We start from the raw sequence: 21,413 nt of genomic DNA, 5'->3' as shown, positions 1-21,413 counted from the left end.
CGTGTACGAATCCGACCTCGTCCAGAGAAAGGGAAGTCGGTGTCGAACGCGGGCCCGGAGGGCGCCTCCGGGACGCGAGGCCCGATCCGACACCTCGACCGCCTGTCAGACCCTGCGCCTACGCTGTCACCAGGATTTGATCAAGGGGCGGGCAGTGCGGATAGAACGTCATCAGGTGGGCGGGGCCGCCGTGTCGGCGGGGTGCGAGGACTTCACGAACCGGATCGGGCGTCTGGTGCGGTCCATGTCGCGGGCCGGCCGGAGGGCCACCTACGAATGGCAGTCGATCGCCGAGGCGTACCTCGACCACCTGGGCGCCCTCTCCGTCGAGACGCCCGAGCTCGACACGCCGGAAGCCGAGGCCGCCCTGAAGGACGCCTCCGAGGCCGCGGCCGGCGCCGTCGCCTACCGCGTCGAGTCCCCCTACCTTCCGCAGCGCGTCCTGCGCGCCGCCCAGCCCTTCCAGACCGTTCTGCGAGGTCGGAGGCGAGCGCAGGCGGCCAGGGCACGCAGGAGCCCGGCGATCAGAGCGGGGCTTGTGCCGGTTCCGCCTGCCGGGGCAGTCGGCCGAGAGACCGGTTGAAGCGGCGCAGCAGGAGTACGGCGGTGGTGGCGAGGCCGGTGAGGAGGCCCAGCCAGATGCCGAGGGTGTCGGCGCCGACGGCGACGCCGAGGAGGGCCGCGGCCGGCAGGCCGACGAGCCAGTAGCCGACGAGGGTGACGCGGAAGCCGCCCTTGGTGTCGTCGAGGCCGCGCAGCAGTCCGACGCCGATGTTCTGGGCACAGTCGAAGAACTGCAGCACCGCGGCGACCAGGAGCAGCTGCGTGGCGATCTCGACCGCCCGGTCGTCACCGCTGTCGAAGAAGGGGGCCAGCACCAGGCCGGGCGCGGTCACGTAGAGCAGGCCGACCACGGCCATCACGACCGCCGCGCAGGCCAGGGCCGTGGTCTTCAGCCGCTGGGCAGCGGCCCGGTTGTGCAGCGCCAGCTCCCGGCTGACCCCGATGGACGCGGCGTGGGAGAGGCCGACGGTTATCTGGAAGACGATGTAGACGAGTTGGTTGACAGCCGTGTGCGCGGCCAGCGCCGAGGTGCCGAAGCTGCCCGCGAAGAGGGCGACGACGAAGAAGAACCCCGCCTCGGAGCCGTATGTGGCGGCGATCGGCGTGCCCAGCCCGGTGAGTCTGCGCAGGGTGGCCGGGCGGGTCTTCCAGATGCTGAGCGACAGTACGGGGGCGAGCCGGGTGTCGCGCCGTGCGGAGAGGTACAGGGCCAGGCAGGACAGGGCGTACACCAAGCTGGTGGACAGGCCGATGCCGGGCAGGCCCAGCTCGGGGAAGAACCAGGCGCCGTGGATGAAGGCCCAGTTGAGGCCGGCGTTGACGGCGATGGAGGCGAGGGTGATGCGCAGCAGGGCCTGCGGGCGGCGCATGCCGACGGTGAACTGCCGTATCGCCTGGAACCACAGGCACGGGACCAGTCCGGGCGCCATCGTCCACAGGACGGGCTTCGCGGCCTCGACCACCTCGGGGTCCTGGCCGAGCCAGATCACGGCGTACCCGATGAGCACCATCAGCACGGCGCCCACGACACCGGCCAGGGTCGACAGCAGCAGACTTGCCCGGACGAGGTCTCGGATCTCCTCCTGGGCGCTCCCCGACGGCTCGGCCGATTCCGCCCGCGCGTCGGCCGCCGCGACCTGGTTGCCGACGGCGGTGACCATGCCCACGCCCATGGTGCGCAACTGGTTGAAGATCACCATGGCGAGGCCGCCCGCGGCCAGGGCCTCGGTGCCCAGAAGGCCCATCATGACGGTGTCGGTGGTGGTGAGGGCGACTTGGGCGAGCTGAGTGAGCGCCAATGGCACAGCCAGTGAGGCGAGTGCGCGGCTGTCGCCGAGGAGGCGGGCGAGGGCGGGCTGCATCGGTTCCGTTCCTGTGGAAGGTGCGGGCGGTACGACGGGGTGCTACCCCTGGGCCTCCGGTGCGACGCGGCGAAGTTTGGCGAGCAGCTCGTCGACCTCGCGTTCGACGTCGGGGGAGAGCAGGCCTCGGGCGCTCATCCAGTCGTCGTCGAAGACGGTGTCCAGGTACTTCTCGCCACCGTCGTTGACCAGGGCGACCGTGGTGGTCCCCGGCGGCGACGAGGACATCCGGGTCAGCGCCTCGTACACCACCCCGCCCGCCGAACCTCCGAGCATCAGCCCGGTGCGGCGGGCCACAGTCCGGGCCGTGGCGAAGGCCTCGACGTCGCCGACCTTGGCGCCCTCGTCGAGCAGCGAGTAGTCGACCATGGCGCCGATCGTCGCACCCTCCGGGGTGCCGGTGCCCGACTGGTGGTAGTCGTGGGCGGGCGGTCCGAAGGCGATGGACCCCTTGGGCTCGACCCCGACGATCCGGACGTCCGGCACGGTCCGGCGCAGCTCGCCCCCGGTGCCGAACAGGCCGCCACCGGTGCCGACGGCGCCGATCAGGACGTCGACACGGCCGTCCAGCGCGGCGTGCAGCTCATGGGCGACCGGGTGGTAGCCGACCCCGTTGGCCAGGTTGTTGTGCTGCTCGGTGAAGTACGCGTTGTCCGACTCGGCGGCCAGTCGCTCCGCCAGTTCCTCGCGCGCCGCCGTGGCGAGGTCCTCGTCGCCCTCGTGGGCGACGTAGACGAGCTCGGCGCCCATGGCCTTCATGGCGCGCAGCTTGTCCTTGGACGCGTGGTGGTCGACGACCGCGGTGAACGTGTAGCCGCGCTCGGCGGCGACCACGGCGAGGCCGAGTCCGGTGTTGCCGGAGGTGGACTCGATGATCCGGCCGCCGGGGCGCAGCAGTCCGCGTTCCTCGGCGTCGAGGACCATCTGCCGGGCCATGCGTATCTTCGCCGTCCCGGTCGGGTTGAACTGCTCCAGTTTCAGCAGCAGTCGGGCATCGCTCTCCGTGCGGCACAGCTCGAACAGCGGAGTGCCGCCGATGAGTTCGGAGATCCGGCGGACGACGGGCGGGTGGTGCGGGGGACGGGCGTCCAGATGGCTCATGGCTGAGAACTCCCTACGGGTGGCGGTCCAGACGCCAGCGGGGGCGGGGGGAGGCCGAGTCGTGCGCGGACGGCTCGATGACGACCTTGGGCGGCAGGGGCAGTTCGTGGAACGGCGACTCGTTGGAGTCCATCTGGTAGCCCGCCGTGTTGTGGTAGACGAGCAGGTCGCCGATGGCCGGGCGGACGGGGAAGGGGAGTTTGCGCCAGGTGAGCATGTCCGACTCCAGGCAGGTGGCGGCGCCCACGCAGGCCGGGTACGGGCCGGCGTCGGCGCGATCCGCGCGGTCGGCCGGGACGAGCACCGGGTCGGGCAGGAACTCGCTCCCGAACCACTGCTCGGAGAGGCTGAGGCTGCTGCCGTCCACGGTGAGGATGTCGTAGGCGTCGCGCTCCTTGACGCCCTGGACCCGCATGACGGTGCAGCCCGCCTGGTCCAGCAGTGCCCGGCCCGGCTCGACGAGCAGGGTCACCCCGGCCGCCCGCACGAGGTCGGCCAGGCTCGACTTCTCGCCCGCCGGGTTCGTCGACAGCAGGGCGGCGAGGGCGTCGGCTCCGGCGATGGGGGAGTGGTACGGGTAGTAGCCGGAGAAGGCCTTGCGCTGGTGGAAGTGCTCGGGGCGGGTGCTCTCGTGGAACCGCCGCCAGTCCTGCGCGTCCACGTAGTCCACCGCGAAGCCGCCGCCGACGCTGACTTGGTCGGCCCGCAGTCCGAGCGCACGGGCGCGGGTGCACAGCCGTATCAACTCGGCTGCCAGGTCGGCCCGTTCGCAGATGTCGTAGCCGTTGAGGTGGAAGCTGAAGCCCGCCATGACCACCTGCTCGGTGCGGCAGCGGCGCAGCGCCAGCTCCATCTCGCCGTCATCCAGCCCGAAGCGGCTGTGCGGCTGTCCGGGAGGAAGGCGACGCAGCAACGTCTTCGCGGCTCGGCCGAGTCGGCCCGCCAGCGCGAGGACACGGTCCAGTTCGTCGAGGGCGTCCACCGCTACGAGCGCGCCGTGCAGCACGGCGACGCGCAGCAGATCGTCGTCCTTGGCCGGGCCGGTGACGATCAGGTCCGTGCCCCGCACCCCGGCCGCCAGCGCCTCGCGCAGCTCCCCGTGGCTGGCCACGTCCACGCCCAGGCCCCCGACGGCCGCCCGCTCCGCGAAGACGGCGGCCTTGTTGGCCTTCTTGGCGTAGTAGACCCGGCCGTCCACGCCCGCCTCGGCGAACGCCTGCCGGAAAGCGGCGGCGTTCGCGTCGAATCGCTGCGGGAACAGCAAGTGGTAGGGCCCGCCGAGTCCGTGGCGCAGCTCGTGCAGGAGAGCGTTGCCGGGCGGGGCGAGAAGCGCACGCAACTCCTCGGTGGTGTGCGGAGGGAGGGCGGTGGTCACGTCCACAGCGGAACCGCCGTGCCCAGCCCCTGCGCGAGCGCGAGTTGCGCGAACCGGTGGCCGAGGGCGATGTCGGTGACGACGAGGCCGCTGTTGTACGCGAAGATCCGCTGTCCTGGGTCGGTGCGCCCCGCGGCGCGGCCGGCCAGCACCTGGGGGAACTCGGCGTGCACGTCACGGAGTCGGCCGTCGGCGTCGGCCATGTCCGTTCCCGTGACGCGCATCTGGGCCTCGCTGGTGGCGACGACCCGGTCGGCGGTGTGCAGGGTGGAGGGGGCGATGCCGTAGCCGATCAGCACGGACAGTGCGGACGGCTTGAGCCACTCGGCCTCGACGGAGGCGGGGGTGCCGGGCCCTGCGGTGGCGAGGACGACGTCCGCGTCCCCGGCGGCGGCCCGCAGGTCCGTCACCACCTCCAGCTCGCGCTCGGGGAAGTACGTGTGCAGTTGCTCGCGCACGGCGCGGATGCCGTCCGGATGGGTGCCGAAGAGCATCAGCCGCTCCAGGTCCGGCAGCGTGGTCAGCAGGAACGGCAGGGCGAGCCGGCCCTGGGTGCCGGTGCCGATGACGAGGGCGCTGCGGCTGCCCGGCGCGGCGAGTTCCCGGGCCAGGAGCGCGGACACCGCCGGGGTGCGCAGGGCTCCGATCCGGCCGCAGTCGAGCATCGCCACCGGCAGCCCCGTCTCGTCGTCGTACAACGTCAGGGTCGTGTAGTAGTGCTGCTTGTCGCGGTCCTCGTGGAGTCCGTGCTTGTAGGAGGTTTTGATCGCGACGACCCCGCGCTCCCCGTCCCGGCCGAGCATCGCATAGGCCACGGAGTGGCCGTCCTCGGGCTTCACGGTGAGCTTGCGCGGGTTGTCGGAGCGGCCGTCGGCGAGCGTGCGGTAGGCCTGTTCCACCACGGAGACCACATCGGTCAGTGTGATGTCGATGCCGGCCACGTCGCTGGTGCTGAGCACCCGCAGGGTTCTGTCGTCAGGCATCACGGACGCCTCCTCCTGGTCGTCGATGCGGGTCATGCGTACGCCTCCACGGCGGCCTGTCCGTAGCCGTGCTCCGCCTCCTCGGCGGGCGGCCTGGTGCGGCGGCCCTCGACCCGCACGGAGGACCGCTTCAGCCAGCGGTCCGTGCCGTCGTAGCGGGCCTTGAAGGGGACCCGGCCGTGGCTGACCACGTCGTTGTCCACGACCAGGACCTCACCGGGGTTCAGGACCACCGCCACGCTGACGCGGGCGAGCTCCCGCTCAAGTCGGGCGTAGGCCGCGCGGTGCTCGGAGGGCGCCCGGTGCAGCGGGGTGTAGGCGGGGTCGAAGCGCAGGGTGAGGCCCTCCTCCGACTCCCACAGCGTGGGTACGGCCGGGGGCTCGCCCGTGTAGCCCTGGGCCTCCTCGTAGGCGTCGTCGGGCAGGATCGGCAGGATCGGGCGGCTGAGCAACTCGACGTCCGAGGGGTCGAGTTCGACCTTGCGGACGCTGGCGGCGGTGGTGGCGACCGAGTCGTGGTTGCGCATGCAGCCGAGGACCAGGAGGTGGGCCCGGCCGGGGTGGAAGGCGTCCTCGGTGTGCGGGCTGAGCAGCACGGTGCTGCTGGCGCCGGTCTGCTCCTCCTCGTGGCCCGCGGAGGGCACGATGTTGTGCACGAAGCGGCCCTCCTGCTGGCCCTCCCAGGCGATGGGCGTGCCCATCACCGTCGAGAGCAGCAGCACGATCACGTCGTACACGGCGCCGGCGTCGCCGGCGGCCGACCAGTGGCCGGGGGTGGGGCCGATCTCGGTGTCGTCGACGGCCAGACCGCGCAGTACGAACAGACCGTCGGCGGTGTCGACCGGTCGGCAGGCGTGGCGTATCGCGTCGCCCAACGAGGCCGCGACGGCGGGGATTTGGGCCGACAGTCCGGGGTGGGTGGACGAGCCGCCGAAGTCGGCGAGGAGGCTGCGGGCGGCGGCGGTCAGCTCGGCCGCCGAGTCGGGATCGAGCAGGCGTACGGGTGCGGTTCCCGTGGGCATGGGCGATCTGTCCGTTCCAGTGCGGGGGCGTGCGGGGCGCGTTGCAGTGGTCTACGGGCATGGAGGAGAGGGCCCGCCGGAGCGAGGGGCATGAGCGGAGCGCGGGGCCCTGCGAAAACATAGCCAGCCATCGGATGATAGGCAAGGCTTACCTAATTAGGATCTAGCCCACATGGAGACGGTCTTGTCATGGTGGAGTCCCACAGGATAGGTAAGGCTAAGCAAATCTCGGCCAACTGCGGGAAAACGAGGGACAAGTGGAGCTGACGCGACGTCATGTGCTGTGGGCGGGCGGTGTCATCGGGGCGAGCACCCTGCTCAGCGCCTGCGGTGGCGGCGACGAGCCGGCCGCATCCGCCACCGGCGGTTCGGCCAAGCCGGTCAAGGGCGGAACCCTGCGGGTCGGCGCACTCGGCCGCGCCGGCGCCCTCACCCGGGACCCGCACGGCACCCAGGCCAATGAGAGCGACTACCTCATCATCAGCCTCGTCTACGACACCCTGACCGTCCCCGGCGTCAAGCCCAACACCGTCCCCCGCCTGGCCGCGAGCTGGAAGGCCTCGGCCGACCTGAAAACCTGGCGGTTCACCATCGCCAAGGGCGCCGCGTTCCACGACGGTTCTCCCGTCACCGCCGAGGACGTCGTCTTCTCACTCAAGCGGCTGCGCGCCACCCCGGCCGGCGCCTCCCGGCTCCCCGGCATCCAGGAGAAGAACATCTCCGCCGAGGGCGACGACACCGTCGTCATCGTCTCCGACTACGCAAACGCCGAACTGCCGCTGCTGGTCCGGCTCACCACCTTCGTCATCCCCAAGGGCACCATCGACAAGGACATCGCCAAAGCCCCCGGCACGGGCCCCTTCAAGCTCGACTGGTACCGCGGCGGCAACGCCCGCCTCGTACGCAACGACGACTGGTACGGCGGAGACGTCCTCCTCGACGCCATCGAGGTCAAGATCTTCGAAAGTCCGCAGGCCATGGCGAACGCCCTGCTCGCCGGCCAGATCGACCTCGCCTCCAACGTCGGCGCCGTCGCCGCGCGCACCGCCGAGAGCCGCAAGGACATCCAGACCGTCCGCCGCCCCAACGACATGGCCATGCCCCTCGTCATGCGCACCTCCGGCGGCCCCTTCGCCGACGCCCGGGTCCGCGAGGCGCTGCGCCTGGCCGTCGACCGCGAGGCCATGGTCGAACAGGTCCTGTCCGGCTACGGCACCGTCGCCAACGACATCCTCGGCACCGGCGACCCCGCCTACGACAGAAGCGTCCCGCAGCGTGCCCGCGACCTCGCCAAGGCCAGGGAACTGCTGCGGGCAGCCGGGTTCGACACCTCCAAGACCTACGAGCTCCACACCACCGAGGACATCGCCGGCCTCGCCGAGTCGGCCACCCTCTTCGCCACCCAGGTCCGCGAGGCCGGCGTCAAGGTCAAGGTCGTCAAGCAGGAGTCGGCCACCTTCTGGGACAAGACCTGGCTCAAGGGCGACCTCTACACCACCTACTGGGGCACCAACGACTCGGTGGTGTTCTTCGCCAGCAAGACGCTGGTCTCCGACAGCGGCCAGAACGAGGCCGGCTGGAAGGACCAGGCCTTCGACGCGGCCTACGAGAAGGCCATCGGCACCGCCGACGCGAGCGCGCGCACGGCTCTGCTGAAGGAACTCCAGCAGATCGAGTACGACAGGTCCGGCTACCTCCTGTGGGGCATGGCCGACGGCATCGACCTCGCCGGGGCCAAGGTCAACGGGCTCCCCACACTGCCCGGTTACGGCAGGGTCCAGCTCGAGCGGGCATGGCTGGCCCGTTGACCGCTGACACGGCCGCGCCCGCGGGTTCTTCTCCCGGTGTGGAGAAGAACCCGCGGGCACGGGCTCCCCTCACGCTGCCCGCAGCCCGCGTCGGCCTCGTCGTACTGAAACGTGCGGTGCTGCTCGCGGTGCTCCTGGCGTTGGTCTTCGGCACGGTCGAACTGCTGCCGGGCGACGCCGCCGACGCCACCTCCGAGCGCGGGGAGAGCGCCGCCGACACCGCGGCCCGCCGCAGACTTCTCGGCCTCGACCGGCCGGTCGCGGAACGCTTCTGGGACTGGATGAGCGGCCTTCCCGCCGGGGACCTGGGAGTGTCGGCACGCGGCGAGAAGGTCACCGACCTGGTCTCGTCGGCATTCCCCAACACCCTCCTGCTCGGCGGCCTCGCGCTGCTGCTGACCGCCGTGCTCTCCCTGGCCCTCGGCTGCTGGGCCGCGCTCCGGCCCGGCGGACGCGCCGACGGCCTGATCTCCGGCACCGCCACCGCGGTCCTCGCCCTGCCCGAGTTCGTGGTCGCCGTCGCCCTGGTCCTGGTGCTCTCGCTGTGGACGGGCTGGCTGCCCGCCGTCACCCTCACCGGCGCCGACGGAACCCCCGCGGACTGGACCATGCTGATCCTGCCCGCGCTCGCCCTGACCATCCCGCAGGCCGGCTGGAACGTACGCATCGTGCGCGCCGCCCTCGCCGACGAGGCCCGCGCCCCGCACGTGGAGGCCGCCGTCCTCGACGGACTCCCGCCGCACCGCGTCCTCACGCACCATGTCCTGCCCGGCGCCCTGCCCACCATCGCCGCCGGCCTCGCCACCTCCGCCGGCATGCTCCTCGGCGGCGCCGTCGTGGTCGAGACGATCTTCAACTATCCCGGCGTCGGCTCGGTCCTGGCCTCCGCCGTGACCGACCGCGACAGCCCCGTCATCGCCGGCGTGACGGCTTTGTCGGGCGCGGTCCTCACAGGCGTGCTGCTGCTGGCCGACCTGGTACGGGACCTGACGGCAGGAGCACGCCGATGAGCACCCGACCACGAGCCACCGTCCTGCGCGTACTGCCCGCGTTGCTGCTGGTCTGTCTCGCCCTCGCCGGGACCTGGCTCGCTCCGCATCCCATCGACGCCCCGGTCGCCGCGCCGTACGCGGAACCCGGCGGGGACGCCCTGCTCGGCGGTGACCAACTGGGCCGGGACGTGCTGAGCAGACTGCTGGCCGGCGGGCGCGAACTGGTCCTCTCCTCACTGCTCGTCGCGGCGCTGGTCACCGGCAGCGCCGCGGTGCTCGGCGCGATCGGCGCCCTGCGCCCTCGTGTCGGACGCCTGGTGGAACGGACCGCCGACGTGCTGATGCTGCTGCCCGCCGTGCTCGGCATCCTCCTCGTCACCCTGTCCTGGCCGGGCGGAGGCCGGCTCGCCGTGATCGCCGCGGCCGTCGTGCTCGGTGTGCCCTACGCGGTGCGGCTCGCGGCCGGCGCGGCGGCGCTGGTGGCAGCCTCCGGCTATGTCGAGGCCGCGGCGGCGAGCGGCGAACGGCTGTGGCATCTCGTGCTGCGCGACATCCTGCCCAACCTGCGCTCCACCCTCCTCGCCCTCTTCGGCCTGCGCTTCGTCGCAGCCGTCTACCTCGTCGCCACCGCGGGTTTCCTCCAGGTGGGGCCCCAGCCTCCCGCCGCCGACTGGGCCCTGATGATCCGCGAGAACTCCTCCGGCATCCTCCTCAACCCCTGGTCCGTCGTCGCCCCCAGCCTCGCCATCGGCCTCCTCGCCCTCAGCGTCAACCTCGCTGCGGCGGCCCTCGCTCCCCAGACCGGCCGGAAGGCGGTGACCGTCGCGTGAGCCACACATCCGACCGGTATCGGAACGACGATCCCCCCACGCCGCCGGCCACCGCGGCGGCCCGGGTCACGGACCTCACCGTGGCCGCCCCCGACGGTCGGATCCTGCTCCAGGACGCTCGACTCACCCTGCGGCCGGGCCGGTTGGTCGCACTGACCGGCCCCTCGGGTTCGGGCAAGACCACGCTGCTGCGCGCCCTCACCGGGCTCCTGCCGCCCGGCGCCGAGCGCACGTCCGGGAACGTCGAGGTCCTCGGCCGCGACGTGTTCGCCCTGCCCGAACGGGACTTGCGAACCCTGCGCCGCGAACGGCTCGCCTACGTCGGCCAGGACCCCGCTTCGGGGCTGAACCCCCGGATGCGCGTCCGCTCCCTCGTGCGCGAACTCTCCGGGGACCGCAGTCCGGAGGCGGTGCGGGCACTTCTCGCGGAGGTCCGGCTCCCGGCCGACGACCGCCTCCTCATGCGACGGCCGGCCGCCCTGTCCGGCGGACAGCAGCGCCGCGTGGCCCTCGCCCGCGCCCTGGCCCGCCGCCCCCGAGTCCTCCTCCTCGACGAGCCGACCGCCGGCCTGCACCCCGAACTGCGCTCTGAAATAGGCGAGTTGCTGTGTCATCTGGTCCGCGAGCATCAGCTGGCCGTCGCGCTCTCCTGCCACGACCCCGAACTCGTCGAGCGGATCGCGGACGAGGTGGTGGAACTCCGCACGCAGTTCGCGCGACCGCCCACTTCCCGTGTGTCCGACACGCTCCGTACGCACCCGGCGGCGCGCGGGCCGGAGGAGACGGAACCGGCCCACGCACCCGTGCTCGAGGTGAGCGACCTCCAGGTCACTTTCGGCCGACGCTCGAACGCCCCCGTGCTGGACGGCGTGACGCTGGCCGTCGCCCCCGGATCGGCGACCGGCATCGTCGGCCCCTCGGGCTCCGGAAAGACCACCCTTGTCCGCGCCGTGGTCGGCCTCCAACCGGCCGGCGCCGGCGTCGTCCGCCTCGACGGCGTACCGCTCAGCACCGGTCTGCGCGGCCGCGGCCGCGAACAGCGACGCCGAGTCCAGCTCGTCACGCAGAACCCTCTGGGCGCGCTCAACCCCAGCCGCACGGTGGGCGCCGCGATCGGCAGGCCGCTGCGGCTGCACCGGCGGTGTGCGTCCGGTGAGATGAGGACCCGGGTCGCCGGCCTTCTCGAACAGGTGGGCTTGGACGCGGAGTTCGCCTCCCGCTACCCGCACGAACTGTCGGGCGGGCAGCGGCAGCGAGTCGCCATCGCACGAGCCCTGGCGGCCGATCCCGACGTGCTGATCTGCGACGAGGTCACCTCGGCGCTGGACCCCGCCACCGCCGAGGCGATCATGGATCTGCTGGACTGGCTCCGAGAGGAACGCGGCACAGCCCTCGTCCTCATCAGCCACGACCTCCCTCTCATCGCCCACCGGACCCAAACGGTCACGGTCCTCGACGCTGGTCGCACCGTGGAGTCCGGCCCCACGGCAGCCGTCTTCACCGATCCGAGTCACTCGGCGACGCGGGCCCTCCTGCGAACCCCGTCCGAGTCCCGCCGGGAGGCGACCACACGGCACGCACACGGCGTCGCGGTGACCACACCGAAGCCCGTCACAGGCCGGCGCGCAGGCTGACCGCGCAGCGAGCCGAACAGCCACGCACACGCGAGGCCGGACGTGGCCGGGCCGGCGCCCATGGTGCCGGCCCCTTGATCGTGCGCCGGCGAGCCCTGGATCAGGCGCTGCCGTACTTCGGCAGCGTGCACTTCTTCTCGGCGCCCTTCACCAGGCAGACCCGGAGGGCCACCGGAGTGTCCTCCTTGAGATTGCGCGACTTCGAGTCGCAGTAGGGGGAGTTGTGGCCGCGCGTGCCGGCGATGCGGTCCGCGCTGAACGCGGGGCACCAACTGGCAAGTAGATCAGGGTTGGTGAGATGCTGAAGAGCTGCTGGGCGCCAAGGTCCGGCCAAGCCCGTCGGAGCCTGACTGCCTGATCAGCTGCGCGAGTTGTCGCACGCCGGGTACGAACGACGACACGGGGGTGTTGCCGTATCCCAGGATGAGCCCGTTGTGGCCGGAGTGCGGAAGCAGCGAGCTCCGGGACAGGGGCCGGGGGGCCATCCGGTGCCGCCGGGCCGCCCGGGCCACCGGCTGATCCGGGAAGTCCGCCGGCAAGCGGAGGGTCAGGTGCATGCCGCTGTCGCCGCCGGTCACGGTGTGCGGCACGTCCAGGTGTTCGGCCAGCGCCGCCCTGAGCGCGTCCCGACGGCTGCGGTACAGACGGCGCATCCGTGCGAGGTGCCTGCTGTACTGGCCGCTCTCCATGAAGTGCGCCAGGGCCAGTTGCTCGCAGCGGTGCCCGCCTCGCAGCATCTCGTCCACCACCGGTGCCGCCCGGTCGACCAGCGCCTCGGGCAGCACGAGGAATCCCAGGCGCAGGGAGGGGAACAGCGTCTTGCTGAAGGTCCCCACGTAGAAGACGGGTGCGTTCGGCGTCAGGCCCTGCATGCAGGCCAGGGGTTCTCCGCTGTGGCGGAATTCGCTGTCGTAGTCGTCCTCGATGATCCAGGCGCCGAGGTCGCGGCAGTTCTCGATCAGATCGAGGCGTCTGGACGCGGTGAGGACCGAACCCGTCGGGTACTGGTGCGCCGGGGTGGTGTAGACGAGGCGGGGTGGGCGGTCCCTCCAGTCGGTTGCGGAGATCCGCAGGCCCTCCGCGTCGACCGGCAGCGGGACGACGTCCAGGTCGCCGCCGACCAGGGCGGTCTGCGCGCCACGGTAGCCGGGGTCCTCGACCCAGGCGGTGTCTCCCGGGTCGGTGACCAGCCGGACGCACAGCGAGAGCGCCTCCTGCGCTCCCTCGGTGATGACGACCTGCTCCGGGACGCAGCGCACGCCGCGGGCCAGCGCGAGGTGGCGCAGGACGGCTGTTCTCAGCGCCGGTTCCCCCTGGGGCGGGCCGTAGCCCAGCAGGCCCGTTCCGCTCTCCTGGAGTGTCCGGTCGAGGGAACGCCGCCAGGCGGCCAGCGGGAACTGGGCGAGGGCGGGCACCCCCGGCGTGAAGGCGAGGGCGTCGACGTCGCCCATGCGGGACCTGGGGATCCGGTCGCTGCGCTGCGACAACGCGGGTGGGACGGGGGAGCGGTGGGCGCGGCCGTCGGGCTCCGGCCGGGTCAGCGCGGCGACCCGCGTCCCTTGCCTGCTGAGCTCGATGTAGCCCTCGACGCCCAGCACGTCGTAGACGAGCGTCACGGTGTTGCGTGAGATCCCGAGCCCTCTGGCCAGGGTGCGGGAGCCCGGCAGGCGGCTGCCCGCCGGCAGCCGGCCGTCGAGGACGGCGGTGCGGATGCGGTGCAGGAGCTGCTTCTGCAGGGATTCTCCGCCGCGCGTCCTGGAGAGCGGCTCGTGCTGGAGGAAGTCGAGCTGCGGCCCCAGGCCCTCGCTGCTGTCGGCCGGCACTGTCCCGTCTCCCCTCGTGCGCCGCCCGCCCTTCCGGGGCCGGGCGGTGTGGACCTATGGAATGACTCTCCTGTGGACCTTATCGGGGGTCCACCGAATGCCTAGCCTGGCAGCAACCGACACGAAGTGAGAGATAGAGAATGACCGCACGTCTGAACGAATACGGTCAGCCCATCGGCCGGCCGCTGCCCGACTGGACGGCGCGTCCGGCACCCGCCCGGGTCACCCTCACCGGCCGCCTGTGCCGGGTGGAACCTCTCGACGCGAACCGCCACACCGACGACCTGTACTCCGCCTACGCCCACGCGGCGGACGGCAGGGACTGGACGTACATGACGGTCGGTCCGTTCGACAACCGGGACGACCACCGCGGCCACGTGGTGGCGATGACGCAGACGGACGACCCCCTGCACTACGCGGTCGTCGACCTCGGAACCGGCAAGGCGGTGGGCACCCTCTCCCTGATGCGCCAGGACCCGTCCGACGGCGTCGTCGAGGTGGGGAACGTGGCGTTCTCGCCCCTGCTCAAGCAGACCCCGATCTCGACGGAGGCCCAGTTCCTGCTGATGTCCTACGTCTTCGACGAACTCGGCTACCGGCGCTACGAATGGAAGTGCGACAGCCTCAACGCGCCCTCGCGCAAGGCGGCACTGCGGCTCGGCTTCACCTTCGAAGGGATCTTCCGCCAGGCCGTGGTGTACAAGGGACGCAACCGGGACACCGCCTGGCACTCCGTCATCGACTCCGAGTGGCCCCAGGTCGGAAAGGCGCTCCGGGAGTGGCTCTCGCCCGACAACTTCGATGCGGACGGCCGGCAGCGGCAGTCCCTGTCCGCTGTACGCGCCGCCGATGCGAACCCCGAGGTGGAGCGGGCGCTCTGAGGTTCGGTGTGCGTGGGCCGTCGCGCGGCCGGTGAGGCGGTCGGCGCGGTGGCACGGTGGATGGAAGGCCCGAGCCGCTCCCGCGGAACGCGACCGACGCCGTCACTTGCCCCAGATCTTCCGGTACGCCGCGCGGTAACCCACTGGATCCCACGTCGTGGCCCCGTCGCTGTTGTCGGCCGTGGTGATGTGGACGGGGGCCACGTAGCCACTGGCGGGTCGGCCGGAGAAGGCGCGGTTGAACTCGTCGACGATCTGCCAGCCCTGCTGGGACAGCGGTTCGGGCACGGTGGCGGCCTGGTACAGCCTGTCGTCGATGCGCTGGAAGGCGGAGGGATCGCCGTCGCCGGCGCCGATGTTGAACGGCGGACCGGAGCCCTTCTCGCCGGCCGCGCGGAACGCGGCGGCCGCGTCGGCGAAGTACAGGTCGTTGATGGCGACGGAGTGGGTCCACCTGCTTTGGAAGCGGGAGAGGAGAGAGGCGATCACCTGAGGGGTGCGGCTGCTCGCGTCCGGGATCGGGATGTTCTCGTACGCCAGCAGTTCCACACTCGAACAGGTCGCCAGCTCCTTTCTGATCAGGTCCGACTTGTGCCTGGCGAAGGGGATGGAGGCGTCGGTGATGACGACGACCCCGGCGCGACCGTCGGAGTGCGCGATGATCCACCGCGCGCTGATTCCGGCGACGTCCTCGACCCGAGTGGTCACGTTGGTGAACAGTTCGGGCCGTCGGCTGGGACCAGGAGCGGCCACGGCGTGCCAGCCGACGAGCGGGATGCCCGCCGCGTCGGCCCGGGAGACCTGCTGTGAGGTCGAGTCGGGGTCGAAGCCGCCGACGACGATGCCGGAGGGCTTGACCGCCACGGCCTGGCTCATGGCCGCCTGGATGCCGGCCGGGGTGCCCCCACCGTCGATCACCCGGACGTTCCAGCCGATGACCCGCGCCGCTTCCCGTACCCCGTTCGCGGCGCCGGCGACTCCGGGGTTGGTCATGGTCTGGGCGACATAGACGATGGTCTTGCCGGGCGCTGCGGCGGGGCCGGTGGTCGGCCCGTTCCAGGAGACATCTTTCTTCTCCGCCTTGCTCACAGCGGCCTGAGCCCGGGCGAGGACCGCGGGACAGCCGCTCGGGCCCCCGGTGGACTCGTCAGTTCCGCTCTGCGAACCGCGTTCGCAGCCCGCGAGGACGGCTGCCGCCGCCAGCAGGGCGCAGGCGTCGAGCCGTACCCGGTGGCCGGCGATGGTGGCCTTGCGGTTGCCGATGCGGTGCACGAGAGCTCCTCACGGAGTCAGGGGCGGGAGGACGTGACCGGACACGGAGGCGGCGCCCGTGGCGTGGGTCATGTGGCGGTTCCTTCACGGCCACCGTCCTGCGTCGGGGGGAACGGCGGGTCCGGCGGTCCGGCGGGCGAGGCGCGGGGGGCCGCGGCGCCGGTGCGCAGTCGACGGCGGGCGGAGTAGCCGGCCAGTCCGACCGCGAGAAGCAGGGTGGCGCCGTGGAACAGTGGGACCGTCCAGAAGTCGGCTCCCATCTGGCCGATGCCGGTGAGGCCGACGGCGAGGACGGCGACGGCGACGACGGTGCCCAGGGCGTTGGGTCGGCCGGGCTTGATCGCGGTGGCGCCGAGCAGCGCGCCGACGAAGGCGGGCAGCAGGTAGTCGAGCCCGACGCTGGGGTTGCCGATCTGCTGCTGGGCCGCGAGCAGCACCCCGGCGAAGCCGACGATCAGTCCCGACGCGGTGAACGCGTAGACGGTGTACCTCGGAGTCGGGATGCCGATCAGGCCGGCGGCGCGCGGATTCGACCCGATGACGTACAGGTACCGGCCGAGCGGCAGCCGTTCCAGCACCAGCCAGAGGACGACCGTGAGCGTGAACACGTAGAAGGCGGGGAGCGGCAGGCCCAGGAACGTGGAGTCGTAGATGTCGGTGAACGCCGCGGGGAGGCCTTGCGCTCCGGGGACGATCCGGCCGCCGTCGGTGACCCAGCCCGTCACGGCGTACATCATGCTGCCGGTTCCGAGGGTGGCGATGAAGGAGTCGATCCGGCCGAACACGACGATGACACCGTTGATGACGCCGACGGCCGCCCCTCCGACGATCACCGCGAGACAGGCGAGCGGCCAGGGCCACCCGACGTCGACGACGAGCTGCATCACCATGACGTGTGCGAGCCCCAGGCCGTAGCCGATCGAGAGATCGAACGCGCCGGTCACGACGGGGACCATCGCGGCGAGCGCGAGGACGGCCGGGATCGACTGGTTGGACAGGATCGAGTCGACGGTGGCCGACGTGGGAAACGTACGCGGCAGGGTGAGGGAGAAGATCAGGAAGAGCACGCCCGTGAGGGCCAGCAGGCCGTAGGCCCCGATGAGGTGTCCGCCTCGGCCCGTCCGCCTCGGCCTGCCCGGCCGGCCGAGCCGGCTGAGCGCGCGCGCTCGCTGCCGTCGGGGCCGGGGCGAGGAGGGTGACGGCGAGGGGGTCATGGATTCGTCGCGGTTCCGGAGTGCGGCAATGCCGAAGCCGACCGGGTGAGTCCGGCGACGGTGAGGTCCGGGCCGCTCAGCTCCGACGCCACGCGTCCGCCGACGAAGACCAGAGCCCGCCCGCACACGTCTGCGACCTCCTCGAAGTCGGTGGAGATGAGCAGGACCGCGAGGCCGTCCGCCAGCGCCTCGTCGAGCAACCGGTAGACCGCGGCCTTTGCTCCCACGTCCACGCTCGCCGTGGGTTCCTCGAGGATCAGCAGGCGCAGGTTCGCCCGGAGCCATCGGCTGATCATCACCTTCTGCTCGTTGCCACCGGACAGGGTGGCGATGGGGGCCTCGCAGTCCTGGGGCTGGACCGTGAACCGCTCCATGAGGGCGGTGGCCTCGGCGCGTTCGCGAGGGGGGCTCATCCACCGCGGTACCGGCGGACCGCCTGCACGGGGATTGGCCAAGAGGTTCTCCCGCACGGTCAGCCCGGCGAGACAGCCCTCCCGCTGTCGGTCCCCGGGCACCAGGCCGACACCCAGAGCCACGGCGTCGGCGACCGTACGAGGGCGGTACGGTCGGCCGCCGAGGAGCACCGTCCCGTCGAGGACGGGCCGGGCGCCGGCGAGGGCTCGCCCCAGGTCCGTCTGCCCGGCGCCCGAGAGGCCGACCAGGCCCAGGACCTCTCTGGCCTTGAGTTCCGCACTGACCGGCCCCGCGCCCGCGGTCCGTACGCCCTCAAGGGTCAGGACGGCGGGGCCGTCGGCGATCACGCGAACGGGACGGCGCTCCGCCGGTTCCTCGCCGACGATGTCGTGCACCAGACGGGCACGGCTGCGGTCGGCGAGCCGGCCGTGCCCGACGAGGTGTCCGTCGCGCAGAACCGCGAAGGCGTCGGCCACCTCGTACACCTCGTCCAGGCGATGGCTGACGTAGAGGATGGCGTGCCCCCGGTCGCGCAGGGCGTGCAGAACCCGGAACAGCCGGGTGCAGTCCGCGGCCGGGAGGCGGGCGGTCGGCTCGTCGAGGACGATGAGCCTCGCCCGCGACGCGAGGGCCCGGGCGATGGCGACCAGGGAGCGTTCGGTGGGGGAGAGGCGGGCGATCGGTGTGTCGGGGTCGAGATGCGCTGCGACGATCCGCAGGGCCTCCGTGCAGTTCTCACGGGTCCGCCGCCAGGAGATCAGTCCGGCGCGGCGCGCGTACCCGGTGCACAGGGCGATGTTCTCGGCTACCGACATCCACTCCACGAGACCGAGGTCCTGGTGGATGAAGGACATGCTTCGCGATGCGCCATGACTTCCCAGTGGATGCCCGTCCACCGTGATCTGCCCCTCGTCGGCCCGGTGGACGCCGGAGAGCACCTTGATGAGCGTGGACTTCCCGGCGCCGTTGGGGCCCAGGAGGGCGAGGACGCTGCCGGCGTGGACATCGAGGTCGACCCCGGCCAGCGCGACGGTCCCGCCGAACCTCTTGCGGAGCCCGCGGATCCGGACCAGAGGTTCCGCTCCGGGGAGCGGAATCGACGGGTCAGAGGTGTCGGGAGCGTCGTACACGGACATCTCCCCGGGCTCGGCCTGGCACGTTCTTCCCGACTTTCATGAGAGGCACCGACAGATCAGATGATGACATTTCGGTCACCGCATGGGAGGCATTGCCGTCAAACACCGGCGAGCCCGCACTCGGCCCAGATGACCTTGCCCTGCGGGAGGTAGCGCGTACCCCAGCTCCGTGACAGCTGCGCGACGAGGAACAGCCCACGGCCTCCCTCGTCGGTGCCGGCCGCCCGACGCAGGTGCGGGGCGGTGTTGCTGGCGTCGGAGACCTCACAGATCAGGGTGCGGTCGTGGAGAAGCCGTACCCGGATGGGCCCGGCGCCATGACGGACGGCGTTGGTGACCAGCTCACTGATCACGAGTTCGGCGGCGAACGCGGCCTCGTCGAGCCCCCAGTCGGCGAGCTGCCGGACGGCGGCGGCGCGCACTTCGCTGACCAGGGCCGGGTCGGCGGGCAGGTCCCAGGTGGCGATCCGGTCGGGATCCAGGGCGTGGGTGCGGGCGACGAGCAGGGCGATGTCGTCGCAGGGATGAGCGGGCGCGACGGTGTCCAGGACAGCTTGACAGGTCTCCTCGGGCGTGCGCCCCGAGTGGGCCAGGACGCCCCGCAGCTGGTCGAGGACCACGTCCACATCGCGTTGCCGGTCCTCTATGAGGCCGTCCGTGTAGAGCACGAGCCGGCTGTCCCCGGGGAGGTGGAACTCGGCGGCCTCGAAGGGCAGGCCGCCGAGACCGAGAGGAGCTCCGGGGGGCAGTTCGGGGAAGAACACGGTGCCGTCGGGATGGACCATCGCGGGCGGAGGGTGGCCCGCGCGGGCCATGGTGCACTGTTGCGAGGTCGGATCGTAGATCGCGTACAGGCAGGTGGCGCCGATGACGCCGCCTCCGTCGGAGGCGGGGTCCTCCCGGTCCAGGCGTCCCACCAGGTTGTCGAGGTGGGTGAGGACGTCCTCCGGAGGGAAGTCGAGTTCGGCGAAGCTGCGTGCGGCGGTGCGCAGTTGGCCCATGGTGGCGGCGGAGAGCATGCCGTGGCCGACGACGTCCCCGACGAAGAGGCCGACACGGGTACCCGAGAGGGGGACCACGTCGTACCAGTCTCCGCCGACGTCGGATTCGGCGGGCAGATAGCGGTGCGCGACATCGACGGCGCCCTGATCCGGCAGACCGTGCGGGAGCAGACTGCGCTGCAGGGCCAGGACCATGGTTCGTTCGCGTGTGTAGCGCCGGGCGTTGTCGATGGACAGGGCGGCCCGGGCGGCCAGTTCCTGGGCCAGTCTGCGATCGTCGTCGCCGAAGGGCGCGGTGTCCCGCCCTCGATAGAAGCCGGCGATGCCCAGCACGACACCTCGGGCGACCAAGGGCACCGCGATGAGGGAGTGCAGGTGGCTCAGCAACTGCTCGGTGAGCTCGGGGTCCTGCGCGAGCCAGCCCGCGGCGGCCTTGAGGTCCGGTTCCAGCACCGCCTGTCCGTCGGTCAGACACCGTAGGTGGGGCGTCGTCGGGCCGTACTCGACCCGCTTGCCGACCGGCCTGAAGGGAAGACCGTCGCGAACGCCGTGGACCACTGTGCGACGCAGATCAGTGCCCGCGTCGGCGGACTCCTCACCGCGCAGTACGGCCTCGGGCAGGTCGATGGTGACGAAGTCGGCCAGTCGCGGCACCGCCGTCTCGGCGAGTTCCTCGGCGGTGCGGCGTACGTCCAAGGTGGTGCCTATGCGGGCGCTGACCTCGGAGAGCAGCTCCAGGCGGCGTCGCGCGGCCAGGGCGTGCCTGCCCACGTCCGGCTCCCCCACCAGCACAAGCCCTCGCGCCGGGTACGCAGAGCCGGGGCGCGGGTCCGTCGCTTCCTCGGCGTCGGTGGCCGCGCCGCCCCGGCCGGATTCGACCACGCGCAGATGCCGGGACGGCGCGTCGACGGACCCGTGTCGGGGCACCGGGGCAGCATGCAGCGCCCCGGACAGCCCGACGCCGGGGACGTCGGCAAGCCCGGCGGACAGGCTCAGCGGCTCGCCGGCCTGATGGGGGGCGGCGCGGGACCTTTCGGAGACACGGTCGGGAAGGAGGGCCTCCACGGCGATGCCCGCCACTCCGGAGGCACTCGTCACCTGACGGCTCACGAGCGTGACCCGCCGGCCGTCGGACAGATGCACGTCGACGGTGGCCGGATCCCCTCCGGAGATCAGCTCGGTGGCCTTCCCCATGAGGACGGACCTGTCCCGGGGGTGCAGTTCGAGGGCCAGTTCCGTCACCCCGACGCGGTGGGGGAGACCGGCCGCGTTCGCGGCCCCGGCGTCCAGGCAGGCCCGCAGGAGAGCGCGGCCCCGCGCGGAACTCTGCCCGAGCAGCCGCCGCTCGATGGCCTCCGCCGCTTCGCGTATCACGGTGGCCAGCGCCGGGTCCTCGGCGCTGCGCGGGTAACCGAAGCACAGGACACCCTCGATGCGGCCGCTGAGCAGGTCCCGGACGGGGAGTGCGCGGCAGGCGCTCTCCTGGGAACGCTCGGCGAAGTGCTCGGCGCCGTAGACCCGGATGAGCCGACGCTCCGCCAGGGCCAGACCGATGCCGTTGGTGCCGGCGACCCTCTCGGAGAACACGAATCCCGGAACGCGTTGAATCGCCGGGAGCGCTGCGGCCAGGGACGCGTCTCCGAAACGGCGCAGGAGGACCGTCCCGCTCGCGTCGGCGACGGAAATGTTCATCGGCCTGCCGGAGAACCGATACTGCAGCCGGTCGAGCACGGGCACGGCCGCGCGCACGATCGGCCCGTCCGGATCGAGATCATCCCGGTACGGAAGGTCGTCCTGGTCCGGCGAGAGCCCCAGGGAGCCGCAGCGCTGCCATGAGTTCAAGATCGACGCTCGCACGTCCGACTCGACCGGCTCTCCCTGCAGGAACCGCTCACGAGAACGAGCGAGCCCTGCGCCGTCCATCGCAGGCCCCGTAGGCATCGACTCCCCGCCGGGCAGAACCACGCTGCGCCTCACTCCCGCCTTCAATAACCTGATCTGC

16 protein-coding genes are annotated in these 21,413 nt (G+C 71.8%); 6 read left to right on the top strand and 10 right to left on the bottom strand.

Annotated elements, in window-relative coordinates:
• Positions 1-154 precede the first annotated feature (154 nt).
• Positions 155-583, top strand: a complete 429-nt coding sequence (locus tag ACIRS4_RS00495; protein WP_404187838.1) for a hypothetical protein — start codon at positions 155-157, stop codon at positions 581-583.
• Here ACIRS4_RS00495 and ACIRS4_RS00490 read toward each other — a convergent pair.
• Genes ACIRS4_RS00490 through ACIRS4_RS00470 form a run of 5 tightly spaced genes read right to left on the bottom strand, consistent with a single transcriptional unit; the run spans position 525 to position 6,406 of the window.
• A complete protein-coding gene (locus tag ACIRS4_RS00490) occupies positions 525-1,925 on the bottom strand; it encodes an MATE family efflux transporter (protein WP_404187835.1) in 1,401 nt (466 codons plus the stop codon). The two genes, ACIRS4_RS00495 and ACIRS4_RS00490, sit on opposite strands and share 59 nt — an antisense overlap.
• 42 nt (positions 1,926-1,967) lie before the next feature.
• Complete coding sequence (locus ACIRS4_RS00485; protein ID WP_404187832.1) at positions 1,968-3,026, bottom strand: cysteine synthase family protein; 1,059 nt, start codon at positions 3,024-3,026, stop codon at positions 1,968-1,970.
• A 13-nt stretch (positions 3,027-3,039) separates the two neighbouring features.
• The gene (locus tag ACIRS4_RS00480; protein ID WP_404187829.1) at positions 3,040-4,401 is read right to left on the bottom strand and encodes a Y4yA family PLP-dependent enzyme; all 1,362 of its coding nucleotides are present in this window, start codon (positions 4,399-4,401) and stop codon (positions 3,040-3,042) included.
• Positions 4,398-5,420 carry an ornithine cyclodeaminase family protein gene (locus ACIRS4_RS00475; protein ID WP_404187826.1) on the bottom strand — a complete coding sequence of 341 codons (1,023 nt, stop codon included), beginning with the start codon at positions 5,418-5,420 and terminating at the stop codon, positions 4,398-4,400. Before ACIRS4_RS00475 ends, ACIRS4_RS00480 begins: the two co-directional genes overlap by 4 nt.
• Positions 5,417-6,406 carry a TauD/TfdA family dioxygenase gene (locus ACIRS4_RS00470; protein WP_404187824.1) on the bottom strand — a complete coding sequence of 330 codons (990 nt, stop codon included), beginning with the start codon at positions 6,404-6,406 and terminating at the stop codon, positions 5,417-5,419. The genes ACIRS4_RS00475 and ACIRS4_RS00470 overlap by 4 nt, the downstream gene beginning before the upstream one ends.
• 257 nt (positions 6,407-6,663) lie before the next feature.
• On the opposite strand from ACIRS4_RS00470, the gene ACIRS4_RS00465 reads away from it, so the two are divergent.
• From ACIRS4_RS00465 to ACIRS4_RS00450, 4 genes are read left to right on the top strand one after another with little or no spacing between them, the layout of a single operon-like run.
• Positions 6,664-8,214 carry an ABC transporter substrate-binding protein gene (locus tag ACIRS4_RS00465; protein WP_404187821.1) on the top strand — a complete coding sequence of 517 codons (1,551 nt, stop codon included), beginning with the start codon at positions 6,664-6,666 and terminating at the stop codon, positions 8,212-8,214.
• On the top strand, positions 8,199-9,224 hold the full coding sequence (locus tag ACIRS4_RS00460; RefSeq protein WP_404187818.1) for an ABC transporter permease: 1,026 nt from the start codon (positions 8,199-8,201) through the stop codon (positions 9,222-9,224). The genes ACIRS4_RS00465 and ACIRS4_RS00460 overlap by 16 nt, the downstream gene beginning before the upstream one ends.
• Positions 9,221-10,036: an ABC transporter permease gene (locus ACIRS4_RS00455; RefSeq protein ID WP_404187815.1), complete on the top strand. Its 816-nt coding sequence runs from the start codon at positions 9,221-9,223 to the stop codon at positions 10,034-10,036. Before ACIRS4_RS00460 ends, ACIRS4_RS00455 begins: the two co-directional genes overlap by 4 nt.
• A complete protein-coding gene (locus tag ACIRS4_RS00450; protein WP_404187813.1) occupies positions 10,033-11,670 on the top strand; it encodes an ABC transporter ATP-binding protein in 1,638 nt (545 codons plus the stop codon). Before ACIRS4_RS00455 ends, ACIRS4_RS00450 begins: the two co-directional genes overlap by 4 nt.
• A gap of 284 nt (positions 11,671-11,954) precedes the next feature.
• Here the strand turns inward: ACIRS4_RS00450 and ACIRS4_RS00445 are convergent, their stop codons facing one another.
• Positions 11,955-13,493 (bottom strand): PLP-dependent aminotransferase family protein, encoded by a 1,539-nt coding sequence (locus tag ACIRS4_RS00445; RefSeq protein WP_404187811.1) that lies wholly within the window; start codon positions 13,491-13,493, stop codon positions 11,955-11,957.
• A 140-nt stretch (positions 13,494-13,633) separates the two neighbouring features.
• Between ACIRS4_RS00445 and ACIRS4_RS00440 the strand changes: the two genes are divergently transcribed.
• Positions 13,634-14,374 (top strand): GNAT family N-acetyltransferase, encoded by a 741-nt coding sequence (locus ACIRS4_RS00440; protein ID WP_404187809.1) that lies wholly within the window; start codon positions 13,634-13,636, stop codon positions 14,372-14,374.
• A gap of 102 nt (positions 14,375-14,476) precedes the next feature.
• Here ACIRS4_RS00440 and ACIRS4_RS00435 read toward each other — a convergent pair whose 3' ends face one another.
• The 4 genes from ACIRS4_RS00435 to ACIRS4_RS00420 form a co-directional block, all read right to left on the bottom strand.
• Positions 14,477-15,616, bottom strand: a complete 1,140-nt coding sequence (locus ACIRS4_RS00435; protein WP_404189711.1) for a substrate-binding domain-containing protein — start codon at positions 15,614-15,616, stop codon at positions 14,477-14,479.
• A 98-nt stretch (positions 15,617-15,714) separates the two neighbouring features.
• Positions 15,715-16,860 (bottom strand): ABC transporter permease, encoded by a 1,146-nt coding sequence (locus tag ACIRS4_RS00430; protein WP_404187806.1) that lies wholly within the window; start codon positions 16,858-16,860, stop codon positions 15,715-15,717.
• Positions 16,857-18,404 (bottom strand): sugar ABC transporter ATP-binding protein, encoded by a 1,548-nt coding sequence (locus tag ACIRS4_RS00425; protein ID WP_404187803.1) that lies wholly within the window; start codon positions 18,402-18,404, stop codon positions 16,857-16,859. Before ACIRS4_RS00425 ends, ACIRS4_RS00430 begins: the two co-directional genes overlap by 4 nt.
• A 104-nt stretch (positions 18,405-18,508) precedes the next feature.
• A complete protein-coding gene (locus tag ACIRS4_RS00420; protein ID WP_404187800.1) occupies positions 18,509-21,352 on the bottom strand; it encodes a SpoIIE family protein phosphatase in 2,844 nt (947 codons plus the stop codon).
• Positions 21,353-21,413 lie beyond the last annotated feature (61 nt).

The sequence above is a fragment of the Streptomyces sp. NPDC101166 genome, from assembly GCF_044768125.1.
GTDB lineage: Bacteria > Actinomycetota > Actinomycetes > Streptomycetales > Streptomycetaceae > Streptomyces.
This window is presented reverse-complemented; position numbering and strand designations above follow the sequence as displayed.